Genomic DNA, 21469 nt, shown 5'->3' on the forward strand with positions numbered 1-21469 from the left:
CCCGGCCCTACCGTTGCGCCATGAGCAGCCTGATCATCCGCCACGCGCGCCTGGTCCCGGTGCACGCGGGCGACGAGGTGCCCCACGAGCCGGTCGACGTGCAGGTCACCGACGGCGTCGTCACGGCCGTGGGCGAGAGCCTCGAACGACCCCCCGGCGCACCCGAGGTGCGGGCCGACGGGCGGTGGGTGATCCCCGGCCTGTGGGACCAGCACGTGCACCTGGCGCAGTGGACCCTCTCCTCGGGCCGCCTCGACCTCGCCGGCGCCCGCAGCCCCGAGGCCGCGCTCGCGATGGTCGCCGAGCGGGTCGCGGACTACCCCGACCTCCCCGTCATCGGCTGGGGCCACCGCTCCGCCGGCTGGGACCGCGACGTCACCGTCAGCGAGCTCGACGCCGTCTCCGGCGAGACCCCCGTCGTGCTGATCTCCGGCGACGGCCACCACGCCTGGCTCAACACCGTCGCGCTGCTCTTCCTGGCCATGCCGGTGCGCGACTCCGTGGTCCGCGAGGCCGAGTGGTTCGCCGCCTACCCCCGCCTGGCCAGCCTCGTCGGCAACGACGGCACCTCCCCCGAGGCCTACCGCCGCACCCTCGACCACGCCGCCTCCATGGGCGTGGCCGGCCTCGTCGACTTCGAGTTCAGCGGCGGCGCCGCCGAGTGGGCCGAGCGCTGGGTCGAGGGCTGCGACGTGCTGCGCGTGCGGATGGCGACCTACGCCGAGGGCCTCGAGCCGGTGCTCGCCCACGGCCTGCGCAGCGGCGACCCGCTGCGCCTCGACCTGCTCGGCGCCGGCCCGGTCGACCCGCGCCTGACCATGGGCCCGCTCAAGATCATCAGCGACGGCTCGCTCAACACCCGCACCGCCTGGTGCTGCGAGCCGTACGGCGACGCCCACCGCCTCGAGTACCCCTCCGGCCAGCCCAACCTGTCCGGGGCCGAGCTGCGCGACCTGCTGCGCACCGCCCACACCGCCGGCCTCGAGGTCGCCACGCACGCCATCGGCGACGCCGCGGTCGCCGAGGCGCTGGCGTCGTACGCCGAGACCGGGGCGCGCGGCTCGATCGAGCACGCCCAGATGGTCAACCGCGCCGACGTGCGCGAGATGGCGCGCCTAGGCATCCGCGCCAGCGTGCAGCCGGCTCACCTGCTCGACGACCGCGACCTGACCGAGCGGATCTGGGGCGAGCGCTCCGAGCGCTGCTTCGCCTTCCGCTGGATGCTCGAGGACGGGGTGCGGTTGGCGATGGGCTCCGACGCCCCGGTCTCCCCGCTCGACCCGTGGCTGGCGATGGCCGCCGCGGTGCACCGCAGCGGCGACGAGCGCGAGGCCTGGCACGGCGAGCACGCCCTGACCCCGCAGGAGGTGCTCTCGGCCTCCGTCGACGCCCAGCCCACCGTCGGCGCGGGCAGCCGCGGCGACCTGGTGCTCCTCGACGCCGACCCGCTGCCGCACGGCTCCGCCGAGGAGCAGGCCCGTCAGCTGCGTGACATGCAGGTGGCCGGGACCTGGGTGGCCGGCCGAGAGGTGTTCACCACCTTCGGCTGACGGACCGGGCGGGGGTCAGGCGTTCGGGACGGGCTGCGCCAGCAGGCGCAGCAGCTCGTCGGCGACCGCCTCCTGGCCCGCGGCGAAGGGGTGGAAGGCCAGGGCCCGCTCCGGATCGTTGACCTGGCCGTTGACCCACGGCTCGTCGGCGCAGATGTCGTGGCCGCGGCTCAGCGCGAAGGTGTCGACGTACTCGACCTCGGCGGCCTCGGCGGCGTTCTCGAGGGCGTCGGCGAGGCCGCGGTTGACAGTGCGGGCGAAGGGCAGGTCGCCCTCGGCGAGCGGCAGCAGGTCGGGGCAGGAGCCCTCGGCGGGCACCAGCTGGGGGTAGCCGACCAGCACGACCCGGGCCTGCGGGGCGCGGTCCTGCACGCCGATGAGGGCCGAGGTGACCCGCTCGCTGATCTGGTCGAGGTCGGCGGTCGCGGTGCCGGTCGCGGCGTCGGTGCAGGGGGTGCCGCCGGCCTCCTGCTCGGCCGCGCCGACGCAGCCGGCGGTGAGCTTGCTGAAGAGCCCGAGGTCGTTGCCGCCGATGCCCACGGTGACCAGGTCGGTGTCGCCGTGGAGCGCGTCGAACTGCGCCGGGCGGGTCTCGCCGTCGAAGGTCTGCTGGGCCCCCACCAGCGACACCGTCTGCGCCCCGGCGCAGCTGACGTCGACCAGCTCGGAGCCGAGCTCCTCGGCGACCAGGCTCGGGTAGTTGCCGCTCGAGCGCAGGCACCCGTCGCCCCGGTCGGTCTCGGGCACGAACGGCGCCGAGGTGTAGGAGTCGCCCAGAGCGACGTACGTCGGGTAGTCGCTGTCGCGGGCGCCCTCGCGGCTGCTGCCGCCCCGCTCCTCGGCGGCCGAGGGGGTCGGCGAGGGCGACGAGGTCGACGCGGTGGGCTCCGCGTCGTCGCCGCAGGCCGCCAGCCCGCCCAGGAGCAGGGCGGCGGAGGCGGTCGAGACGGCGGCCCGCAGGGTGCGGGAGCGGCGAGAGGTCATGCGCGCCACCGTACGGCGAGCACCCCCACCCCCCTCAACCCAGCGCGATCACCAGGGCCAGCACCGTGGCCGGGTCCTCGAGGTCGTCGCCGAAGAGCTCGCGCAGCTGGCCCATCCGGTAGCGCACGGTCTGGGGGTGCACGAAGAGCTCCTCGGCGACCGCGTCGCGCCGGCCCTGGTGCAGCAGCCACGCGCGCAGCGTCTCGGTCAGCTTCTCGGCGGTGGCCGGGCGCAGGTCGTCCAGCGGGGCCAGCACCGCCGCGCGCAGGTCGGCGCGGGCGTCGGCGTCGGCGGCCAGCACCAGCTCGGGCAGGTGCGCCTCGGTGTCGGGGCCCAGGCCGAGCGCCTTGGCCCGCCGGGCGCGGTCGAGCGAGGCGCTGGCCTCGAGCCAGGGCCGGGCCGGCCCGGCGACGGCGTCGCGGCCCTCGAGCGTGCGCAGCAGCGCGCCGCGCGCCCGCCCGTGCGCGTCGGGCACCAGCAGCAGCCCGCCCTCCTCGATGTCGGGGGCCTCGGCCACCGCGATCGTCGCCCCCGGCAGCGAGACCAGCACGGGCCGCACCTGCGAGTCGGGCATCAGCACCGCCGTCAGCGTCGTCGGCGGCTCCCACTCGGCGCGGGTGGCGGTCTCGAGCACGGTCTCGGCGGGCGCGCCGGTCAGCAGCTGGCGGGCCAGCCGCTCCAGCAGCCGCTGGCGCACCCGGCCGGTGGTGGCCAGCTCGTCGGCGTGCCCGGCGACGCTGGCCGCCGACAGCTCGTCGATGTAGGCGAAGACCAGCTCGGCGAAGCCGCCCAGCGTCTCGGCGTCCATGCCGGTGCGCACCGCCGTCGTCGACATCTCCCGCCACGAGACCCGCGCCCCGATGCGGTACGCCGACAGCAGCGCGTCGGTGGTGCGCCCGCTGCGCGCCTCGCCCCGGCCCAGCTGGTAGGCGCCCTCCACCGACGGCGCGGTGGGGGTGCGCGGGTCGGCGCCGCGCCGGCCGCCGGCCAGCGACAGGAACCCGCCCAGCGCCAGCTGCACCGCGTTGCGGATGTTCTCGCCCATCGACCCGGTCAGCGCGTCGTCGTACGACGGCACCTCGGCGATGATGGCCGCGACGACCCGGTCGGCCACCGAGGCCAGGTCGGCGCGCATCTCGGTGACCGCCTGCGCGGGCAGCTGGAGGCCGTGCCCGGCGATGTGCGCGGGGAGCCGTCGAGCCATGTTGTTCGCTCCGAACAATAGTGAGGCAGAAGTCTGCATCGTCTGCACAGGACTTTAGCGGCTCGGTCCAGCAGAGTGGAGCCCATGACCAGCACCGCCTTCCGTGCACCCGCCACCACGGCCCGTCCGTCGTGGTCGGCCGCCCTGCGCCGGCAGGCCCGGCGCGTGGCGGAGGCCGCCGTCACCCCGCTCGAGGTCGACGACGTCCTCGACGTCTTCCACCCGCTGCGCCGCGGCGCCCCGCTGCGCGGGCGGATCGTGGCGGTGCGCCCCGAGACCGACGACGCGGCCACGATCGAGATCAAGCCGGGTGCCGACTGGGCCGGGCACGTGCCGGGGCAGTACCTGCGCATCGGCATCGACGTCGACGGGGTGCGCCACTGGCGCGCCTACTCCCTGACCCACGGCCCGCGCCGCGACGGGCTGATCTCGATCACCGTCAAGGCCGTGCCCGACGGCAGGGTCAGCGACTTCCTCGTGCACCGCGCGACCGCGGGCACGATGGTCCACCTCGAGCAGGCGGCCGGCGAGTTCGTGCTGCCCGAGACCGTGGTCGGCCAGCCCACCAAGCTGCTCTTCGTCACCGCCGGCTCCGGCATCACCCCGGTCATCGGGATGCTGCGCAACCTCTTCCCGGCCACCGACACCGGCGTGCTGCGCCTGCGTCGCAGCGACGACCTCGACATCGTGGTCGTCCACGTCGCGCCGACCGAGCCCAGCTCGATCTTCCGCGACGACCTGGTCGCCCTCGACGAGGCCGGCGCGATCCGCCTGGTCGCCCGCTACGACGACACCCACGGGGTGCTCGACGTCGCCGACCTCGACGAGCTCGTGCCCGACCTCGCCGAGCGCCGCACCTTCGCGTGCGGCCCGTCGGGGCTGCTCGACGCCCTCGAGGAGCACCACCGCACCGCCGGTGTCGACCTCTTCGTCGAGCAGTTCCGCACCGCCCGCGTCGCGCCCGGCGAGGGTGGCGCGGTCACCTTCGAGCAGGGCGGCACGGTCGTCGAGGCCGACGGCGCCACCCCCATCCTCGACGCGGCCGAGGAGGCCGGCGTCCTGATGCCCAGCGGTTGCCGGATGGGCATCTGCATGGGCTGCGTGCTGCCGCTGAAGGAGGGCTCGGTGCGCGACCTGCGCAACGGCGAGGTCACCACCGCCGTGCCCGGCGAGACCGACCCGCGAGGCGTCCTCGTCCAGACCTGCGTGAGCGCCGCCGCCGGCGCCTGCGCCATCGACCACTGACCCCGATCGACCACCGACCCCCGATCGACTCGAGGAGATCCCCATGACTGCCATCACCCGCAAGCCCGAGAACCCCATCGCCCACCTCAGCGACGCCGACATCGAGGAGATCGGGGCACGCCTCGACGCGATCCGCCAGGAGGTCGTCGACACCCGCGGCGCCGACGACGCGGCGTACATCCGCAAGGTCATCGACGTGCAGCGCAAGCTCGAGCTGGGCTCGCGCGCGGTGCTGCTGGCCAGCGTCTTCCCGCCGGCCTGGGTGCTGGGCACCCTCGGACTGAGCGTGGCCAAGATCCTCGACAACATGGAGATCGGCCACAACATCATGCACGGCCAGTGGGACTGGATGCGCGACCCGAAGATCCACTCGAGCACCTGGGAGTGGGACAACGCCACCCCGAGCGAGGCGTGGAAGCACAGCCACAACGAGGTGCACCACACGTACACGAACATCGTGGGCAAGGACAACGACCTCGGCTACGGCATCATGCGCGTCGACGAGGACCAGCGCTGGGTGCCGATGTACCTCGCCCAGCCGCTGTGGAACTTCATCAACGCCTGCTTCTTCGAGTACGGCATCGCCGCCTACGACCTCGAGCTCGGCAAGAACCTGCGCACCCCCAAGCACAAGCGCTCCGAGGTCTTCAAGGCCAACGTCAAGGGCACCCTGGGCAAGATCCGCAAGCAGGCGACCAAGGACTACGTCGTGCACCCGGCGCTGTCGATCCCGACCGGCTCCTTCCTGCCGACCCTGGCCGCCAACGCCACCGCCAACCTGGTGCGCAACCTGTGGACGCACTCGGTGATCATGTGCGGCCACTTCCCCGAGGGCGTGGAGACCTTCGAGAAGAAGGAGATCCCGGTCAAGGAGACCCGGGGCCAGTGGTACGTGCGCCAGATGCTCGGCTCGGCCAACATCTCCGGCTCCAAGGCGATGCACCTGATGACCGGCAACCTCTCGCACCAGATCGAGCACCACCTCTTCCCCGACCTGCCCTCCAACCGGTACGCCGAGGTCGCGGTGAAGGTGAAGGCGCTCTTCGACGAGTACGGCCTGAACTACCACGAGGCCTCGCTGCCGGCGCAGGTCTACTCGGCCTGGCACAAGGTCGTGCGGCTCTCGCTGCCCAACGGCTGGATGGCCACCACCAACGCCAAGAACCTGCCCAGCCAGCTCAAGCTGCTCTACGGCATGACCACCAAGGGTCCCAAGGTGCGCCGCGCCGCGCAGGCCCGGCTGCAGCAGCAGGCGCGCAAGCTCGCCACCGCCGCCTGATCAGGCGCGCCCGACCGGCTTGCGCAGCCGGTAGGTGCCCTGGCGGACCTCGTAGCCCAGGGCGGCGTTGACGGCGCGGATGCCGCGGTTGTGCTCCTCGTTCTGGGTCGACGCCACCTTGGCGCCGGCCGTGGCGGCACGGCGGTGCAGCTGCATCTTCACCGTCAGTGCCAGCCCGTGGCCGCGGTGCGCCGGGTCGACGCCGGTGTAGGCCACGAAGAGCTCGGTGCCGACCACGACGCCGTGGGTGATCGCGGCGGGGCGTCCCTCGACGCGGGCCAGCACGCCCACCGGGCGGGCGCCCCGGCTCGAGGAGCGCAGCGACCCGGCGGTGACGTAGCGACCGCCGTGCACCGCCTCGGGGTTGGTCTGGCTGGCGCGCAGCATCGCGTCGAGGGCGGGCTGGTCACGCACCCGCAGGTCGTCGCAGGCCACCAGCTCGACGCCGGCCGGCAGCAGCGGCTCGGGCAGGTCGACCAGCGCCAGCGCCGACTCGATCGAGAGCTCCTCCACCTCGTAGCCCCAGTGCCGTGCCACCGCGAGGCTGCGCGGCTCGTCGTCGAAGACCCTCGTGGTCAGCAGCGTGGTGCCCGTGGGGGTGCGTGCGGCGAGTGCCCGGTGCAGCGCCGAGCCGACGCCGCACCCCTCGGCCTCGGCGCTCACCGTGATCCACTCGACCGCCCAGCCCGGCGGCAGGTGCGCGGCACGCGTGACCCAGCCGTAGCCGATCGTGGTGCCGTCGCCGCGCACCGCGCGCAGCGCCACCAGCCCGGGCCAGGTCTCGGGCACCATCAGCTGCCAGCCGGCGTCGGTCTCGCTCAGGTGCCGGTTGCGCCGCACGCCCAGCGCGACCAGCGCGTCGTACTGCTCGGAGGTGGCCTGCTCGACCCGCATCCTCCGAGCATGGCACTACGCGGGGGTGCTGGCGAGAGCCTCGTCGCGGCCGCTGCCGGCCTCGGTCGCGGCGCGCAGGCGGCGCTGCTGGGTGGCCATCAGGAGCGTGGCCAGCAGTGTCGTGGTGACGGTGACCGAGAAGGCGGCCGTCGAGCCGTGCGCGTCGGCGAGCCGGCCCGCGACCGAGGAGCCCAGGGCGTAGCCGATGCCGGTGGCGCTGGCCAGGGTGGTCATCGCCGCGCCCACGCGCGGTCGCGGCACCACGCGCTCGGCGAGCGAGAAGACCGCGATCATGTAGGGCGCGACCGCGCAGCCCAGCACCAGCACCACCGCGGTGGCGCCCAGCAGGCCCTCGACCAGCAGCAGCGGCCAGCTCAGCGCGGCCAGGGCCAGCGCGGCGACCAGGGCGCGGCGCTCGTGGCCGATCCGCTCGGGCAGGTACGCCGTCGCGATGCCGGCCACCGCGCTGCCGACGCCCAGCGTGGCGTGCACCAGGCCGGCGACCCCCGGCTGCCCGGCCTCGGTGGCCAGCACCGTGGCGCCGGTCTGGGTGGCGCCGAAGAGCACCCCGACGAGCAGCTGCGCGGCGGCGAGCACGACGAACACGACGCTGACCAGGCGCCCGGGGTGGACGGTCGCGTCGGGGCGGGGGACCAGCCGGGCGGAGGGGTCGAGGGCGAAGGCGCTGCCGAAGACGGCCAGCAGCACCGCGGCCGTGACCAGACCACCGCTGGGGGAGACGAGCACCGCGGCGAGGCCGATCAGGGCGGGGCCGAGCGCGAAGGAGGCCTCGTCGGCCGCGCCCTCGTAGGAGAACGCGGCGTCGACCAGGCGGCGCTGCTGCGGGCCGGTGCCGCTGGTCAGCGGCCGCCAGCGCACCCGCGCCAGCGGTCCGACCTGGGGCATCGCGAGGCCGGTGGCCGCGGCGACCGCGACGACGGTCGCGTCACCGGCGTCGCCGCCGACTGTCGCCACGAGGAGCAGCAGGCCGGTCGCGCCGAGCAGCGACTGCACGAGCACGACCGGGCGCTGGCCGATCCGGTCGGCCAGCGAGCCGGCGGCCGGGGCGCCCAGGGCGTTGGCCACGGCCAGTGCGCCGGCCGAGAGGCCGCCGAGGCCGTAGCTGCCCGACGCCGTCGAGACGAGCAGGAGGGTGCCGAGCTGGCTCATCGCCAGCGGCAGGCGGCCCAGGAACGCCACCAGGACGTAGGTGGGGCCGGCGAGGGCGATCAGTCGCCGGTAGGAGGACAGGGGGCTCACGGGTGGTGCCTTTCGGGTGCGTCACAGCGACGCGCCGAACCCACCTCCAAGCGCGCGTTGAACCCTCTGCGTCCCCGATGCTAGTGCGCCGCGGCGAGGGCCCGGGAATCCGTGCCCGCGCTCAGCGGGGCGGGGCGGTGGAGCCGCGCACCACCAGGCTCAGCGGCAGCAGCACCGAGCGGGCCGGGCGGTCGGGCTCGGCGATGGCGTCGAGCAGCAGCCGCGCCGCCTCGGCGCCGATCTGCTGGTGGGGGATGGCCACCGTGGTCAGCGGCGGGCGCAGCTTGTCGAGGAAGGGCATGTCGTTGAAGCCGACCACGGAGACGTCGTCGGGGCAGGAGATGCCGCGCTCGGCGAAGACGTCGTAGCAGCCCAGGGCGATCAGGTCGTTGCCCGCGACCACGGCGGTCGGGCGCTGGCCGGCGTCGAGCAGGCCGCGCAGCGCCTCGGCGCCCGCGTCCTCGGTCCACTGCGAGCACTCCACGACCAGGGCGGGGTCGACGTCGAGGGACAGGTCGTGCACGGCGCTGCGGAACGCCCGGGCGCGCGTCACGCCCGTGGAGGTCGAGGTGGGCCCGGCCAGGTGGGCGATGCGCCGGTGGCCCAGCGAGGCGAGGTGCTCGACGGCGAGGGCGATGCCGGCGGCGTCGTCGGGGGTGATCGAGGGGACGTCGATGCCGCCGGGGCGCCGGTTGACCATCACCATCTGCACCCGCTCGCGCGCCAGCTGCTCGAGCAGCGGGTGCTCGACCAGGGCGGTGGCGACGATCAGCCCCTCCACCTGTCGCGAGCGCAGCGACTCGATGAGGGTGCGCTCGCGGCCCGGGTCGTTGTCGGTGTTGACGATGAGCCCGCCGTAGCCCGCCGGCTCGAGGACCTCCTCGATGCCCCGCACGATCGGGGGGAACAACGGGTTGGTGAGGTCGGGGATGACCAGGCCGATCGTGCCCGACTTGGCGGTCTTGAGGCCGCGGGCGATCGGGTTGGGCCGGTAGCCCAGGCTCTCGGCCACCTTGATCACCCGCTTGGCGGTCTCGGCGTTGACCAGGCCACGGGTGCCGGGGTTGAGGGCGCGGGAGGCGGTGGCCGCGTGGACCCCCGCGGCCTCGGCCACGTCGCGGAGCGTCGGGGTCTGCACGGTGCTCATCCTAGGGACGTCGGGGCCGCGGGGCGCTGCCAGCGCGCGCGGGCCCAGGCCGCGGCGAGCCCGAGCGGCAGCGCCAGCACCGCGAGGGCGGCGTACACGGCCGTGTAGTCGCCGGCCGCCGCGGGCCCGGCGACGGCCACCGCGCAGACCGCGCTGCCCACGAAGAGCGACCCGGCGAAGAACGAGACCATCACCGCGCGGGCGCCCGGGAGCACCTCGGTGGCCCAGGTCTGCAGCGAGGAGTGCATCGAGGTCCAGGCCACCCCGACCAGCACCACCGCGACCCCGCCCATCACCGGCTGCTGGCTGATGGCCATCAGGACGCAGGCCACGGCGCCGGCGACAGCGCCGCCGCCGATCAGCCGGCTGGGGTGCCAGGTCTGGGAGAGGCGGCCGACCGCCCACGAGCTGATCAGCACCGAGACGCCGTAGATGCCGGTGACCGCGCCGGCGAGGGCGGCCGAGGCCCCCACGCTCTCGATCGCCGGGGGCAGGAACGTCAGCGCGCCGAGCAGCACCGCGCCCTCGGTGAAGGCGAAGCAGAGCACGAGCAGCCCGATGCGGGAGCGGCCGATGAGCGCCAGCGACTGCAGCGGCGAGGGCGCGCGCTGCTCCTGCACCGGCTCGGGGAGGCGGTGCAGCGCCCAGGCCAGGGCCAGCGAGGCCACGCCGGTGATCACGAACGTCACGCGCCAGCTCGCCACGTCGGCCAGCGCCCCGGCGCCCACCGAGGCCAGCGCGGTGCCGAGCGCGACCCCGACCATCAGCCGGGCGATGTCGCGCTGCCGCACGGCCGCCGGCACCGTGTCGCCCAGGTAGATCAGCGTGGCGGGGTAGGCGGCGCCGAAGAAGCCACCGGCCAGGCCCCGGGCCGCGCCCAGGGCCGCCGGCGAGCCGGTGAGGGCCGAGGCGATCGTGCACACCCCGGCCAGCAGCAGGGTCAGCCGCATCGTCCGGACCCGCCCCAGCCGGTCGGACACCACGCCCCAGAAGGGCTGGGAGAGCCCGTAGACGAGGAAGTAGACCCCGGCGGCCTGCACCACCGACGAGAGCGGGGCACCCATGTCGGCGGCGATCGCCACCAGCAGCGGCGGCATCGCGAAGCGGTCGAGGGTGCTGACGAAGGCGGTGGTCTGCAGCAGCCGGATGGGCGAGGCCGGGCCGGGTGGCGCCGCCGCCTCAGCGCGGGTGGACAAGCCCGGAGTCCTCGTCGAGGGCGGCGTCGAGCACGTCGCCGCCGCCGGGGGCGGGCACCGGCTGGTAGGTCGTGCGCAGCCGCACCAGCGTCTCGAGCGCGGGCCGGTCGACCGCGCCGTCGGGCACCAGGCCCTCGGTGGCGCTGCGCATCCGGGCGACGTAGCGGGCGGCGAGGTCGGGGGTGAGGTCCAGGCGCGCGGCCGCGGCGGCGGCTGCCTCGGCGTCGAGCCGCCCCTCGAGCACGTCGCGCCCGGTGGCCAGCAACGCCGCCACCAGTGCCTCGGCCTCGGGCAGGTGGCGCTCGCCGGCGACGGCCACGACGGTGCCCAGGTAGGCGCCCAGGCGCTCGACCCCGGCCAGCCGCACGCAGCCGGCGGCCTCGGCGACCAGCTCGTTGCCGGCGTTGAGCATGGTCACGTCGCAGTCGCCGGCGAGCAGCGCCTCGAGGCGCCGCGGGGTGGAGCCGAGCGTGAGCAGCTCGTAGTCGTCGCGGGAGGTGCCCAGGGCGTCGGCGAGGGCGTAGAGGGCGAAGGCGAAGCCGGAGGTGGGCACGTCGACCCCCACGCGGGCGCCGGCCAGGTCGTCGCGGCCCAGGCCCGGGCGGGCGTAGAGCCCCAGGCCCATGCCGCGGTCGACGGCGCCCACGATGCGCACGTCGGCGAGCGCGCCGAGGGGGTTGGCGGGGCTGAAGCGGTAGGCCATCACGTTGTCGGGGCTGGTCAGCGCCACGTGCAGCTCGTCGTCGAGCAGCGAGCGGAACTGGCCGGGCGAGGAGGAGACGGGCACCTCCTCCACGTCGAGCCCGTGCTCGCGCAGCTGCCCGGTGGAGGCGGCGAGGTCGAGGAGGACGGAGGGGGTGAAGGAGCCGACGACGGTGACAGTCACCTGAGAACCGTACCGGATTGTGCAGTCGATTGCAGCCCGAGTTGCACGGGACTGGTGGCGCTTGACATCCGGCTGATGCCTAGGTCAGGCTGCAGTCGATTGCAGAACCCACGGCGGGGCGTTCCCGCCAGGGGTGGGACAGGAGTGCACATGGATGAGCGGGTCGCGTCGGCGATCTCCCACTGGGGGCCCCGGTTCACCGCCAACGGCGTGACCGCGGGCGACTTCGCGCGGGTCACCAGCGGTGTCGAGAGCTGGGAGCAGTGGTGCTCGGCGTGGACCGAGAAGGGCGCCGAGCACGAGGCCCTGGGCCGCGCCGCGCTCGACGAGGGGCGGCACCGCTCGGCCGGCGAGCACCTCGCGCAGGCGTCGGTCTACCACCACTTCGCGAAGTTCGTCTTCGTCGACGACCTCGAGCAGATGCGCGCCGCGCACCGCCGGGCCGTGGACTGCCTCACCGACGCCCTGCCCCACCTCGACCCTCCGGGCCGACGGGTCGAGGTCCCCTTCGAGGACACCCGGCTCGTGGGCGTGCTGCGCCTGCCCCACGGCGACGGCCCGCACCCCGTCGTCGTGATACTGCCCGGCCTGGACTCGACCAAGGAGGAGCTGCGCACCACCGAGCAGGGCTTCCTCGACCGTGGCCTGGCCACGCTCGCCGTCGACGGCCCCGGCCAGGGGGAGGCGGAGTACGACCTGCCGATCCGTGGCGACTGGTCGCCGGTCGCCGAGGCGCTGTGGACCGCGCTGGGCGACCTGCCCGAGATCGACCGCGGCCGGCTGGGCGTGTGGGGCGTGAGCCTGGGCGGCTACTACGCCCCCCGCGTCGCCGCTGCGCTGGGCGAGCGGGCCGCGGCCTGCGTCTCCCTCGCCGGTCCCTTCAACTTCGGCGAGTGCTGGGACGGGCTGCCGCAGCTGACCCGCGACACCTTCCGGGTGCGCGCCGGCGTGGCCACGGACGACGAGGCCCGCCAGGTCGCCCTGGGCCTGGGCATGGAGCCGGTGGCCGCGGACGTGGTGGCCCCCCTCCTCATCGTCTTCGGGCGCCAGGACCGGCTGATCCCCTGGCAGCACGCCGTGCGGCTGCGCGACGCCGTCTCCGGGCCGGTCGAGCTGCTGATGCTCGAGCAGGGCAACCACGGGTGCGCCGACCTGGCGCCCTGGCACCGCCCCCGCACCGCCGACTGGCTGGCCGCCCGGCTGACCGGCGCTCCCGCCCCCACCATCTCCACCGACGACACCACCGACATCTCCACCGACCCCCTCACCACGAAGGCAGGCTGACCATGGACACCACCGACGCACCCACCCCCGGCACCTTGCGGATCGGCTGGATCGGAGCCGGCCGGATGGGCGCTGCCATGGCCACCCGCCTGGCCCGGGCCGGCGAGGACGTCACCGTCTGGAACCGCACCCGCTCCAAGGCCGAGGCGCTGACCGACGTCGGCTGCTCGGTCGCCGACACCATCGCCGACCTGCGCGGCCACGACGTCGTCTTCACGATGGTCTCCACGCCCGCCGACCTCGAGCAGGTGCTCGTCGGCGAGGGCGGACTGCTGGCCGACCCCGACCACGTGCCCTCGGTGGTCGTCGACTGCTCGACGGTCTCGACGGAGTCGTCGGCGGCGATGCGCGAGGCCTGCACCGAGCGCGGCGTGGACTTCCTCGCCTCGCCCGTCAGCGGCAACGGCAAGGTCGTCACCTCCGGTGGGCTCAGCCTGGTCGTCTCCGGACCCGAGGAGACCTACCTGCGCGTCGCGCCGCTGCTCGAGCACCTGGGCAAGGGAGCGACGTACGTCGGCGAGGGCGACGTGGCCCGGCTGGCCAAGATCTGCCACAACCTGATGCTCGGCGTGGTCACCCAGTGCCTGGCCGAGATCACGGTGCTGGCCGAGAAGGGCGGGATGCCGCGCGCGGCCTTCCTGGAGTTCCTCAACAACTCGGTGATGGGCTCGGTCTTCACCCGCTACAAGTCCCCGGCCTTCGTCAACCTCGACTACACCCCGACCTTCACGCCGGTGCTGCTGCGCAAGGACTTCGACCTCGGCTTCGCCGCGGCCCACGACCTCGACGTGCCGATGCCGGTGGCCGCGGCCACCGCGGCGGCCGTGCAGGCCAGCGTCAGCAGCGGGCGGCTCTCCGAGGACTTCGCGATCCTGCTCGACCTGCAGGCCGCCGCGTCGGGGATCAGCCTCAAGCCCGAGGACGTCGTCGTCGACGACGGCCTGGGCGGGTGAGCCCGGTGGCGGGTCGACCGCTGCCGGCGCCCGGTCACATGGGCGTCGACTACGAGCGGCGCGTGGACTTCGACCGGCTGCGCGACTACCGCCTGGGCCGGGCCAAGGCGGCGCTCGAGAGCAGCGAGTGCGGGGCGTTCCTGCTCTTCGACTTCTACAACATCCGCTACACCACGCAGACGTGGATCGGCGGTGCGCTGGGCGACAAGATGATCCGCTACGCGCTCCTGGCCCGCGACAAGGAGCCGGTGCTGTGGGACTTCGGCTCCGCGGTCAAGCACCACCAGCAGCACTCGCGCTGGGTGCCGAAGGAGAACTACCGCGCCGGCTTCCTGGGCTTCCGCGGCGCGGTGGCCCCGTCGGTCGGGCTGATGCAGAGCGCGGTCTCCGAGATCAAGTCGCTGCTGGTCGAGGCGGGGGTGGCCGACCTGCCGGTCGGCATGGACATCGTCGAGCCCCCGTTCCTCTTCGAGATGGAGCGCCAGGGCCTGCGCGTCGTCGACGCCCAGCAGCTGATGCTCGACGCGCGGTGCATCAAGTCGCACGACGAGATCGTCCTGCTCAACCAGGCGGCGGCGATGGTCGACGGCGTCTACCAGGACATCACCGAGGCGCTCAAGCCCGGCGTGCGCGAGAACGAGATCGTGGCGCTGGCCAACAAGCGGCTCTACGAGATGGGCTCCGACCAGGTCGAGGCCGTCAACGCGATCTCGGGCGAGCGCTGCAACCCGCACCCGCACAACTTCACCGACCGGCTGATCCGCCCGGGCGACCAGGCGTTCTTCGACATCATCCACTCCTTCAACGGCTACCGGACCTGCTACTACCGCACGTTCGCCGTCGGCAGCTCGACCCCGTCCCAGCGCGACGCCTACACCCAGGCGCGCGAGTGGATGGACCGCGGCATCGACGGCATCAAGGCCGGGGTCGGCACCGACGAGGTCGCCGCGCTGCTGCCGAAGGCCGAGGAGTTCGGCTTCGACAGCGAGATGGAGGCCTTCGGGCTGCAGTTCGCCCACGGCCTGGGCCTGGGGCTGCACGAGCGCCCGATCATCTCCCGCCTCAACTCCATGAAGGAGCCGGTCGAGCTGCAGGTGGGGATGGTCTTCGCGCTGGAGACCTACTGCCCGGCCTCCGACGGCTACTCCGCGGCCCGCATCGAGGAGGAGATCGTCATCACCGAGGACGGCCCCCAGGTGCTCACGCTCTTCCCGGCCGACGAGCTCTTCGTCACCAACCCCTACTGATCCCCAGCCGACCCACCGCGCGAAAGGTCTCGCCATGAGCGACCTCACCCTCGACCAGATCACCGACCTGCCGCTCGACCTGTGCGTCGGCGGCAAGGTCGTGCCGGCCTCCGACGGAGGCCGGTTCGACGTGCTCGACCCCGCCACCGGCCGGGTGCTGGCCAGCGTGGCCGACGGCACCGTCGACGACGCGATGGCGGCGGTCGACGCCGCCGCCGCTGCTGCCGACGCGTGGGCCGCGGCGCCCCCGCGCGAGCGCTCCGAGGTGCTGCGACGCGCCTTCGAGCTGATGCGCGAGCGCGGCGAGGAGCTCGCCTTCCTGATCTCCCTCGAGAACGGCAAGGCACTCACCGACGCCCGCGGCGAGGTGGCCTACGCCGCCGAGTTCTTCCGCTGGTACGCCGAGGAGGCCGTGCGCGCGGGCGGCGAGGTCACCACCGCCCCCTCGGGGGCCAACAAGATCCTGGTGCTGCGCCAGCCGGTCGGGGTCTGCGTGCTGGTCACGCCCTGGAACTTCCCGGCCGCCATGGCCACCCGCAAGATCGGCCCGGCCCTGGCCGCCGGCTGCACGGTGGTGCTCAAGCCGGCCAGCGACACCCCGCTGACGGCGCTGCTGATGGCCCGCATCCTCGAGGACGCCGGCGTGCCGCCGGGCGTGGTCAACGTGCTGCCCGCGCGCCGCTCCGGGGCCGTGGTCTCGGCCATGCTGCACGACCCGCGGGTGCGCAAGCTGTCCTTCACCGGCTCCACCGAGGTGGGCCGGGTGCTGCTGCGCGAGGCCGCCGACCAGGTCGTGAACTGCTCGATGGAGCTGGGCGGCAACGCGCCCTTCCTGGTCCTCGACGACGCCGACCTCGACGCCGCGGTCGACGGGGCGATGATCGCCAAGATGCGCAACGGCGGCGAGGCCTGCACGGCCGCCAACCGGTTCTACGTGCACGCCGACGTCGCCGACGAGTTCAGCCGCCGCCTCGCGGAGCGGATGGCGGCGCTGCGGGTCGGGCCGGGCACCCACGACGACACCGAGGTCGGCCCCCTGGTCAACGAGGAGTCGGCTGCCAAGGTCGCCGAGCTGGTCGACGGCGCGGTCGCCGACGGCGCCCGGGTGGTCACCGGCGGCAGCCGCCCCGACCGCGAGGGCTTCTACTACGAGCCGACCGTGCTGCTCGACGTGCCGCGCACCTCGGGCATCCTCGGCGAGGAGATCTTCGGCCCGGTGGCCCCGGTGGTGACCTTCACCGACGAGGACGAGGCCGTCGCGATGGCCAACGACACCGAGTACGGCCTGGTGTCCTACGTCTACACCCGCGACCTGGCCCGCGGACTGCGGGTCAGCGAGCGCCTCGACTCCGGCATGGTCGGGCTCAACCGCGGCGTGGTCTCCGACCCGGCCGCCCCCTTCGGCGGCACCAAGCAGTCGGGCGTGGGCCGCGAGGGCGGCCACGAGGGGATGCTCGACTACCTCGAGTCCAAGTACGTCGCCGTCACCTGGTGACCCCGGCCGCTCCACCCCCCGGGATGGGCCGCATCAGGCGATGCGGCCCATCCCGCGTGGGAAGGAGTGCAGCCGGGCGCAGCCGCCGTCGGTGACCTGGAGCAGCTCGCCGGTCTGCACGCCGGCCGTGCCGTCGGGCGTGGTGACGTTGGGCTGGACGACCACGGTCATCCCCGCCTCGAAGGTCGTGGTGGGCAGCGGCTCCAGGGTGCGGCTGCGCGAGCCGAAGACCGGCGGCAGGTAGCCGCCGCCCAGCCCGTGCACCAGGTCGTCGACCGTGGTGAAGCCGGCCTCCTCGATCACCGAGGCCGCCTCGACGACCTCGGCGGGCGCCACGCCCGGGGCCAGCACGGCCTCGACGCGGGCCAGCGCCTCGTCGGCGACGGCGTGCAGCTCGGCGTACTGCGCCGTGGGCTCCGCGCCGACCGTGAAGGTGCGCAGCAGCTGGCCGGGGTAGTCGACGCCCCAGCTCGTGCTCAGCTCGCAGGAGACCACGTCGCCGGCGTGCAGCCGGCGGGCGCTGGGCCACTGCGAGGGAACGCACTGGGCGGGCTCGGCCATCGAGGTGATCGAGAAGTAGTGGATGTAGCTGGTGCCGCCCAGCGGCAGGTAGGCGCCCTCGACCAGGGCGCCGAGCTCGTGCTCGGTGCTGCCGGGGCGGGCCCCGTCGCGCATCGCGGCGCAGGACAGGTCGGTCAGCTCGGCGGCGCGGCGCAGCCAGGCCAGCTCCTCGGGCGACTTGCGCAGGCGCAGCCGGGTGTAGGCGCCGGAGAGGTCGAGCACCCGGTCGGCGGCCCCGCGCAGGGTGTCGTGGCCGATCATCGGCAGGGCGCCGACGACCCCGACCCCGCCGCCCAGCGCGCCGCGGCGCGCCAGCTCCTGGAGCATCGTCTCGTGGGTGCGCGAGCCCGCCCAGCGCACGTCGGCGTCGGCGGCGACGCGGCGGGCCTGGGGGACGTGGTTGTAGAAGTTGACCAGCAGCGTGTCGGGCACGCCGGTGGACCCGTGGCTGTGCACGACCAGCGCCTCGCGGGTCACCGGCCAGCCGGTGAGCCACTGCACGGCGCTGCCCGAGCGGTTGGCGCCGTGCAGGACCACGTGGGTGAGGCCGTGCGCCTCGAGCACCTCGTCGAGCGCCCTGCGGCGCCGCGCCATCTCGTCGGGGCTGAACAGCGGCGGCAGCGCCGCCTCGCGGTCGGCCGTCATCAGTCGGAGCCCATCAGTCGGAGCTGCGCAGGATCCAGGGCGCCAGGCGCGCCTCGACCTTCTTCAGCAGGGTGTAGAGCAGGAAGCCGGTGGCCATCAGCACGACGACCGGCACCAGCGCCTCGGCCATGTTGAAGCGCCGGGAGTTGACCAGGATCAGGAACCCCAGGCCGGTGACGGCGGTGGAGAACTCGGCGACCACGACGGCGATGAGCGAGCGGCCCACGGCCAGGCGGACCCCGGTGACGATGAAGGGCAGGGCGCCGGGCACGAGGATGTCGCGCCAGGTCTGCAGCTCGGAGGAGCAGAACGACGCGGCCAGCTCGTCGAGGTCGCGCGGCACGCCGCGCACTCCGGCCGCGGTGTTGATGGCCACGGGGAAGAACGCGAACATCGCCACGATCACGACCTTGGCCTGGAAGCCGAAGCCCAGCGCCACGATGAGGATCGGGATGACGGCGACCAGGGGGGTCGCGAAGAGGGCCGAGATGTAGGGGTCGAGCATCACGTCGACGGTGCGGAAGCGGCCCACCAGGATCCCGATGAGCAGGCCGACGGCGGTGCCGGCGGCCATGCCGGCCGCGAAGACCAGGGCGCTCTCGCGCGCCGCGGTGAACAGGGAGCCGTCGGCGAGCATGCCCTCGGCGGCCTGCGCGACCTCGATGGGTCCCACGATCAGGGGGCTCTCGGCCACCATCGAGTAGAGCTGCCAGACCACGGGGATCAGCAGCAGTCCGCTCCACCAGCACAGGCGCTCCTTCGTGGCGGCGGACATGCCGGCGCGCCGGGGGCGCGGGGTGACGGTGCGGGGCGTGCCGATGGCGTCGCTGACCTGGGTCATGACACTCCTTGCCAGGGTGAGAGTCGTCGCTGGGCGATCTTGAGGAGGCTGGCCACACCGGCGCCCGCGGCGGCGAGCACCAGCACCGGGCCCAGCGCACCGGCGATGTCGAAGCGGTTGGAGTAGAGGATGATCAGGTAGCCGAAGCCGCTGGCCCCGGCGTAGAAGTCGGCGAGCACCGCCCCGACGAGGGCGTGGATCAGTCCGATCCGCAGGCCGGTCATGGTCGCGGGCAGCGAGCCCGGCACCAGCACGTCGCGCCAGACCGTCCACTCCTTCGCGCAGAACGAGTGCGACAGCTCGACCAGGTCGCGGTCGACGGTGCGCACCCCCGCGGAGGTGTTGATGATGATCGGCAGCACCGTGAAGAGGAAGACGATGAAGATCTTCGAGGTGTAGTTGAAGCCGACGATCACCAGGATGAAGGGGATCAGCGCCACCAGCGGCGTGGTGTAGAAGATGTTGATCGGCGCCTCGGTGAGCCAGTAGAGCATCCGCACCCGGCCGATGAGCAGGCCGAACGGCACGCCCACGGCGACGCCGAGGCCGGCACCGACCGCCACGACGTACGCCGTGGGGGCCAGGTAGGTGGTGAACTCGCCGCTGGCGATCGACTCGCCCAGCCGGGAGGCGATCTCGTGGGGCGGGGCGAGGAAGAGCCCGCCCATCGTCAGGGCCACGAGGTACCAGGCGGCCAGGACGAACAGCGCGAAGCCGACCCTCAGCTGCAGGACCCGGCTGCGGGAGAGGCCGCGGTCACTCACCGCTCACACCGTTGAGCAGCTCGGGGCTGAGCTCGGTGCTCAGGGGCTCCTGGCGCAGCAGCGACCACATCTCGGCGCGCAGCCGCGCGAAGCGGGGGTCGGTGCGGATCGCGGTGGGGGTGCGGGGGCGCTCGAAGGGGATGGTGATGTCCTCGACGATGCGACCGGGGTTGGACTGCATGACGATGACCCGGTCGGAGAGCACGATGGCCTCGTCGATCGAGTGGGTCACGAAGATGACGGTGCGCTTGTCGTTGCTCCAGATGCGCAGCAGCTCGTCCTGCATCAGCTCGCGGGTCTGGGCGTCGAGGGCGCCGAAGGGCTCGTCCATCAGCAGGGTGCCGGGCTTGATGGCCAGCGCGCGGGCCAGGCCCACGCGCTGCTGCATGCCGCCGGAGAGCTGGTAGGGGTACTTCTTCTCGCGGCCCTCGAGGCCGACCATGGCGATGTAGGGCTGCGCGGCGGCGCGGGACTCGGCCTTGCTCTTGCCGCGCAGGCGCAGGCCGTAGGCGACGTTGTCCTCGACGGTGCGCCAGGGCAGCAGCCGGAAGTTCTGGAAGACCAGGGTGGTGTCGGGGCGGGGCCGCTCGACCTCGTCGCCGTCGACCAGCACCGAGCCCGAGGTGCGCTCCTCGATGCCGGCGACGATGCGCAGCAGGGTCGTCTTGCCGCAGCCGCTGGGGCCGAGGATCGACACGAACTCGTTGTCGCCGACGTGCAGATCGACGTCGTCGAAGACGCTGAGCGAGTCGAAGTGCTTGCTGAGGCCGGTGATGTCAACGTTCGCCACTGGATGGAGCCTTTCGAAGAAGCCGGGGGAGGGGGTGGCCCGGGCGGGCCACCCCCTCACGGATCAGGACTGCTCGTCGACGAGGGCGCGGGCGTCCTCGTAGATGGTCGTGTCGACCAGGTCCTCGTAGGCGGGCTTGTCGCCCTCCTCGATGTTGCCCAGCTCGACCTGCTGGTCGGCGGTGTAGTCGACCATGTCCTGCGGGTAGCCGTTGTCGCTCGGGAACAGCCCGTCCTCGAGGAACGTGTCGTAGGTGTCGGAGAGGATCTCGCGGTCCAGACCGGTGACCTCGACGGCGGTGTCGAGCACGGCCTCCTTGTTGGCGGAGTCGCTCATGAACTCGTTGGCCGCGATGTTGGCCGCGGTGAAGGCGACCATCTCGTCGCGCTTCTCCTCGAGCAGGTCGGTCGGGGCCGCGTAGCCGGCGTAGTGCCAGTCGGGCACGACCTCCCACAGGTTGACCAGCGACTTGAGCCCCGCGTCGGGGAACTGCTGCATGACGCCGGCCGCCTCGTCGATGTGCAGCACGCCGGAGACGGCCTGGCCCTGGGCGATGGCCTGGCCCTCGGCGCCGGGGAAGTTGCCGTACTTGACGTCGTCCTGGGTCAGGCCGCAGGAGGTGTAGAACTTCTTGGTCAGCACCTCCGCGAAGCCGCCGACCTCGTCGACGCCCACGACCTGGCCCTCGAGCTCCTCGCAGGAGCCGATGTCGTCGCTGACCACCATCTGCACGTCGAGGTTGGGCGAGTAGGTGTAGAACGCCTTGGCCGAGCCGCCCTGGGCGACCGCGTTGATCAGCGTGGGCGTGGGCACGGCCGCGATGTCGGCCGAACCGGCCTCGGCGCCGCGCAGGGCGGTCACGCCGGAGTCCAGGCTCACCAGCTCGACGTCGACGCCGAAGTCGTCGTAGAAGCCCTGGTCCTGGGCCACCCACGGCATCACGTGCACGAAGTTGGGCGGGATGACCGGCATGCTCACCTTCAGCTGGCCGTTGCCGCTCGATCCGTCCGCGCCCTGCGCGTCGTCGTCGTCGCCGCCGGAGCAGGCAGCCGCCATCAGGACGACTCCGATGCTCAGGACTGCCGCTACTCGCTTCGAGCCGATGCTTCGTCGTGTCACGAGACCCTCTCTCTCCTCAGGTCGATTGAGCCCGACGCTGACACCCCAGCAGAACTACAATCGATTGCACCGAAAGTGAAGCACCGAGCCGACGCGAGTGTCAACGGATTCGGGCAATTGGATGT

At 73.4% G+C, this 21469-nt stretch carries 19 protein-coding genes; 7 read left to right on the forward strand and 12 right to left on the reverse strand.

The annotated features are described in order from the left end of the window. Positions 1-20: 20 nt before the first annotated feature. Positions 21-1550 carry an amidohydrolase gene (locus JOE61_RS11505; protein ID WP_193669578.1) on the forward strand — a complete coding sequence of 510 codons (1530 nt, stop codon included), beginning with the start codon at positions 21-23 and terminating at the stop codon, positions 1548-1550. Positions 1551-1565: 15 nt separating this feature from the next. On the opposite strand, the gene JOE61_RS11510 is transcribed toward JOE61_RS11505, so the two are convergent. Both JOE61_RS11510 and JOE61_RS11515 read right to left on the reverse strand, forming a co-directional pair. Then, on the reverse strand, positions 1566-2534 hold the full coding sequence (locus tag JOE61_RS11510) for an SGNH/GDSL hydrolase family protein (RefSeq protein WP_193669579.1): 969 nt from the start codon (positions 2532-2534) through the stop codon (positions 1566-1568). A 34-nt stretch (positions 2535-2568) separates the two neighbouring features. Next, positions 2569-3738, reverse strand: coding sequence for a PucR family transcriptional regulator (locus tag JOE61_RS11515; RefSeq protein WP_193669580.1), 1170 nt, complete (start codon positions 3736-3738; stop codon positions 2569-2571). A gap of 84 nt (positions 3739-3822) precedes the next feature. On the opposite strand from JOE61_RS11515, the gene JOE61_RS11520 reads away from it, so the two are divergent. Together JOE61_RS11520 and JOE61_RS11525 are read left to right on the forward strand one after the other, a co-directional pair. Further along, positions 3823-4983 (forward strand): ferredoxin reductase, encoded by a 1161-nt coding sequence (locus JOE61_RS11520; RefSeq protein ID WP_193669581.1) that lies wholly within the window; start codon positions 3823-3825, stop codon positions 4981-4983. Between the two features lie 43 nt (positions 4984-5026). Further along, entirely contained in the window at positions 5027-6262 is a 1236-nt protein-coding gene (locus tag JOE61_RS11525) for a fatty acid desaturase family protein (RefSeq protein ID WP_193669582.1), read from the forward strand. On the opposite strand, the gene JOE61_RS11530 is transcribed toward JOE61_RS11525, so the two are convergent. The 5 genes from JOE61_RS11530 to JOE61_RS11550 all read right to left on the reverse strand — a co-directional run bounded on the left by JOE61_RS11530 (position 6263) and on the right by JOE61_RS11550 (position 11645). Then, positions 6263-7156, reverse strand: coding sequence for a hypothetical protein (locus JOE61_RS11530; RefSeq protein ID WP_193669583.1), 894 nt, complete (start codon positions 7154-7156; stop codon positions 6263-6265). Between the two features lie 15 nt (positions 7157-7171). Continuing rightward, complete coding sequence (locus JOE61_RS11535) at positions 7172-8416, reverse strand: MFS transporter (RefSeq protein WP_193669584.1); 1245 nt, start codon at positions 8414-8416, stop codon at positions 7172-7174. A 121-nt stretch (positions 8417-8537) separates the two neighbouring features. Then, positions 8538-9554 carry a LacI family DNA-binding transcriptional regulator gene (locus tag JOE61_RS11540; RefSeq protein WP_307822955.1) on the reverse strand — a complete coding sequence of 339 codons (1017 nt, stop codon included), beginning with the start codon at positions 9552-9554 and terminating at the stop codon, positions 8538-8540. Positions 9555-9559: 5 nt separating this feature from the next. Continuing rightward, complete coding sequence (locus JOE61_RS11545) at positions 9560-10759, reverse strand: MFS transporter (RefSeq protein ID WP_227491884.1); 1200 nt, start codon at positions 10757-10759, stop codon at positions 9560-9562. Then, positions 10743-11645: an ABC transporter substrate-binding protein gene (locus JOE61_RS11550; protein ID WP_193669586.1), complete on the reverse strand. Its 903-nt coding sequence runs from the start codon at positions 11643-11645 to the stop codon at positions 10743-10745. Before JOE61_RS11550 ends, JOE61_RS11545 begins: the two co-directional genes overlap by 17 nt. 150 nt (positions 11646-11795) lie before the next feature. On the opposite strand from JOE61_RS11550, the gene JOE61_RS11555 reads away from it, so the two are divergent. Genes JOE61_RS11555 through JOE61_RS11570 form a run of 4 tightly spaced genes read left to right on the forward strand, consistent with a single transcriptional unit; the run spans position 11796 to position 16624 of the window. Then, the gene (locus JOE61_RS11555; RefSeq protein WP_193669587.1) at positions 11796-12929 is read left to right on the forward strand and encodes an alpha/beta hydrolase family protein; all 1134 of its coding nucleotides are present in this window, start codon (positions 11796-11798) and stop codon (positions 12927-12929) included. Between the two features lie 2 nt (positions 12930-12931). Further along, on the forward strand, positions 12932-13882 hold the full coding sequence (locus tag JOE61_RS11560; protein WP_193669588.1) for an NAD(P)-dependent oxidoreductase: 951 nt from the start codon (positions 12932-12934) through the stop codon (positions 13880-13882). Positions 13883-13887: 5 nt separating this feature from the next. After that, a complete protein-coding gene (locus tag JOE61_RS11565) occupies positions 13888-15129 on the forward strand; it encodes a M24 family metallopeptidase (protein WP_307822956.1) in 1242 nt (413 codons plus the stop codon). A 34-nt stretch (positions 15130-15163) separates the two neighbouring features. Continuing rightward, the gene (locus tag JOE61_RS11570) at positions 15164-16624 is read left to right on the forward strand and encodes an NAD-dependent succinate-semialdehyde dehydrogenase (RefSeq protein ID WP_193669589.1); all 1461 of its coding nucleotides are present in this window, start codon (positions 15164-15166) and stop codon (positions 16622-16624) included. Positions 16625-16657: 33 nt separating this feature from the next. Here the strand turns inward: JOE61_RS11570 and JOE61_RS11575 are convergent, their stop codons facing one another. The 5 genes from JOE61_RS11575 to JOE61_RS11595 form a co-directional block, all read right to left on the reverse strand. Continuing rightward, positions 16658-17830, reverse strand: coding sequence for a M24 family metallopeptidase (locus tag JOE61_RS11575; protein ID WP_193669590.1), 1173 nt, complete (start codon positions 17828-17830; stop codon positions 16658-16660). Between the two features lie 13 nt (positions 17831-17843). Next, entirely contained in the window at positions 17844-18671 is an 828-nt protein-coding gene (locus JOE61_RS11580; RefSeq protein WP_193669591.1) for an ABC transporter permease, read from the reverse strand. Continuing rightward, positions 18668-19435, reverse strand: coding sequence for an ABC transporter permease (locus tag JOE61_RS21715; protein ID WP_193669592.1), 768 nt, complete (start codon positions 19433-19435; stop codon positions 18668-18670). The genes JOE61_RS11580 and JOE61_RS21715 overlap by 4 nt, the downstream gene beginning before the upstream one ends. Further along, positions 19428-20225, reverse strand: coding sequence for an ABC transporter ATP-binding protein (locus JOE61_RS11590; RefSeq protein WP_193669593.1), 798 nt, complete (start codon positions 20223-20225; stop codon positions 19428-19430). Before JOE61_RS11590 ends, JOE61_RS21715 begins: the two co-directional genes overlap by 8 nt. Before the next feature lie 63 nt (positions 20226-20288). After that, complete coding sequence (locus JOE61_RS11595; protein WP_193669594.1) at positions 20289-21281, reverse strand: ABC transporter substrate-binding protein; 993 nt, start codon at positions 21279-21281, stop codon at positions 20289-20291. Positions 21282-21469: the final 188 nt, after the last annotated feature.

Source organism: Nocardioides salarius (assembly GCF_016907435.1).
GTDB classification, from domain to species: domain Bacteria; phylum Actinomycetota; class Actinomycetes; order Propionibacteriales; family Nocardioidaceae; genus Nocardioides; species Nocardioides salarius.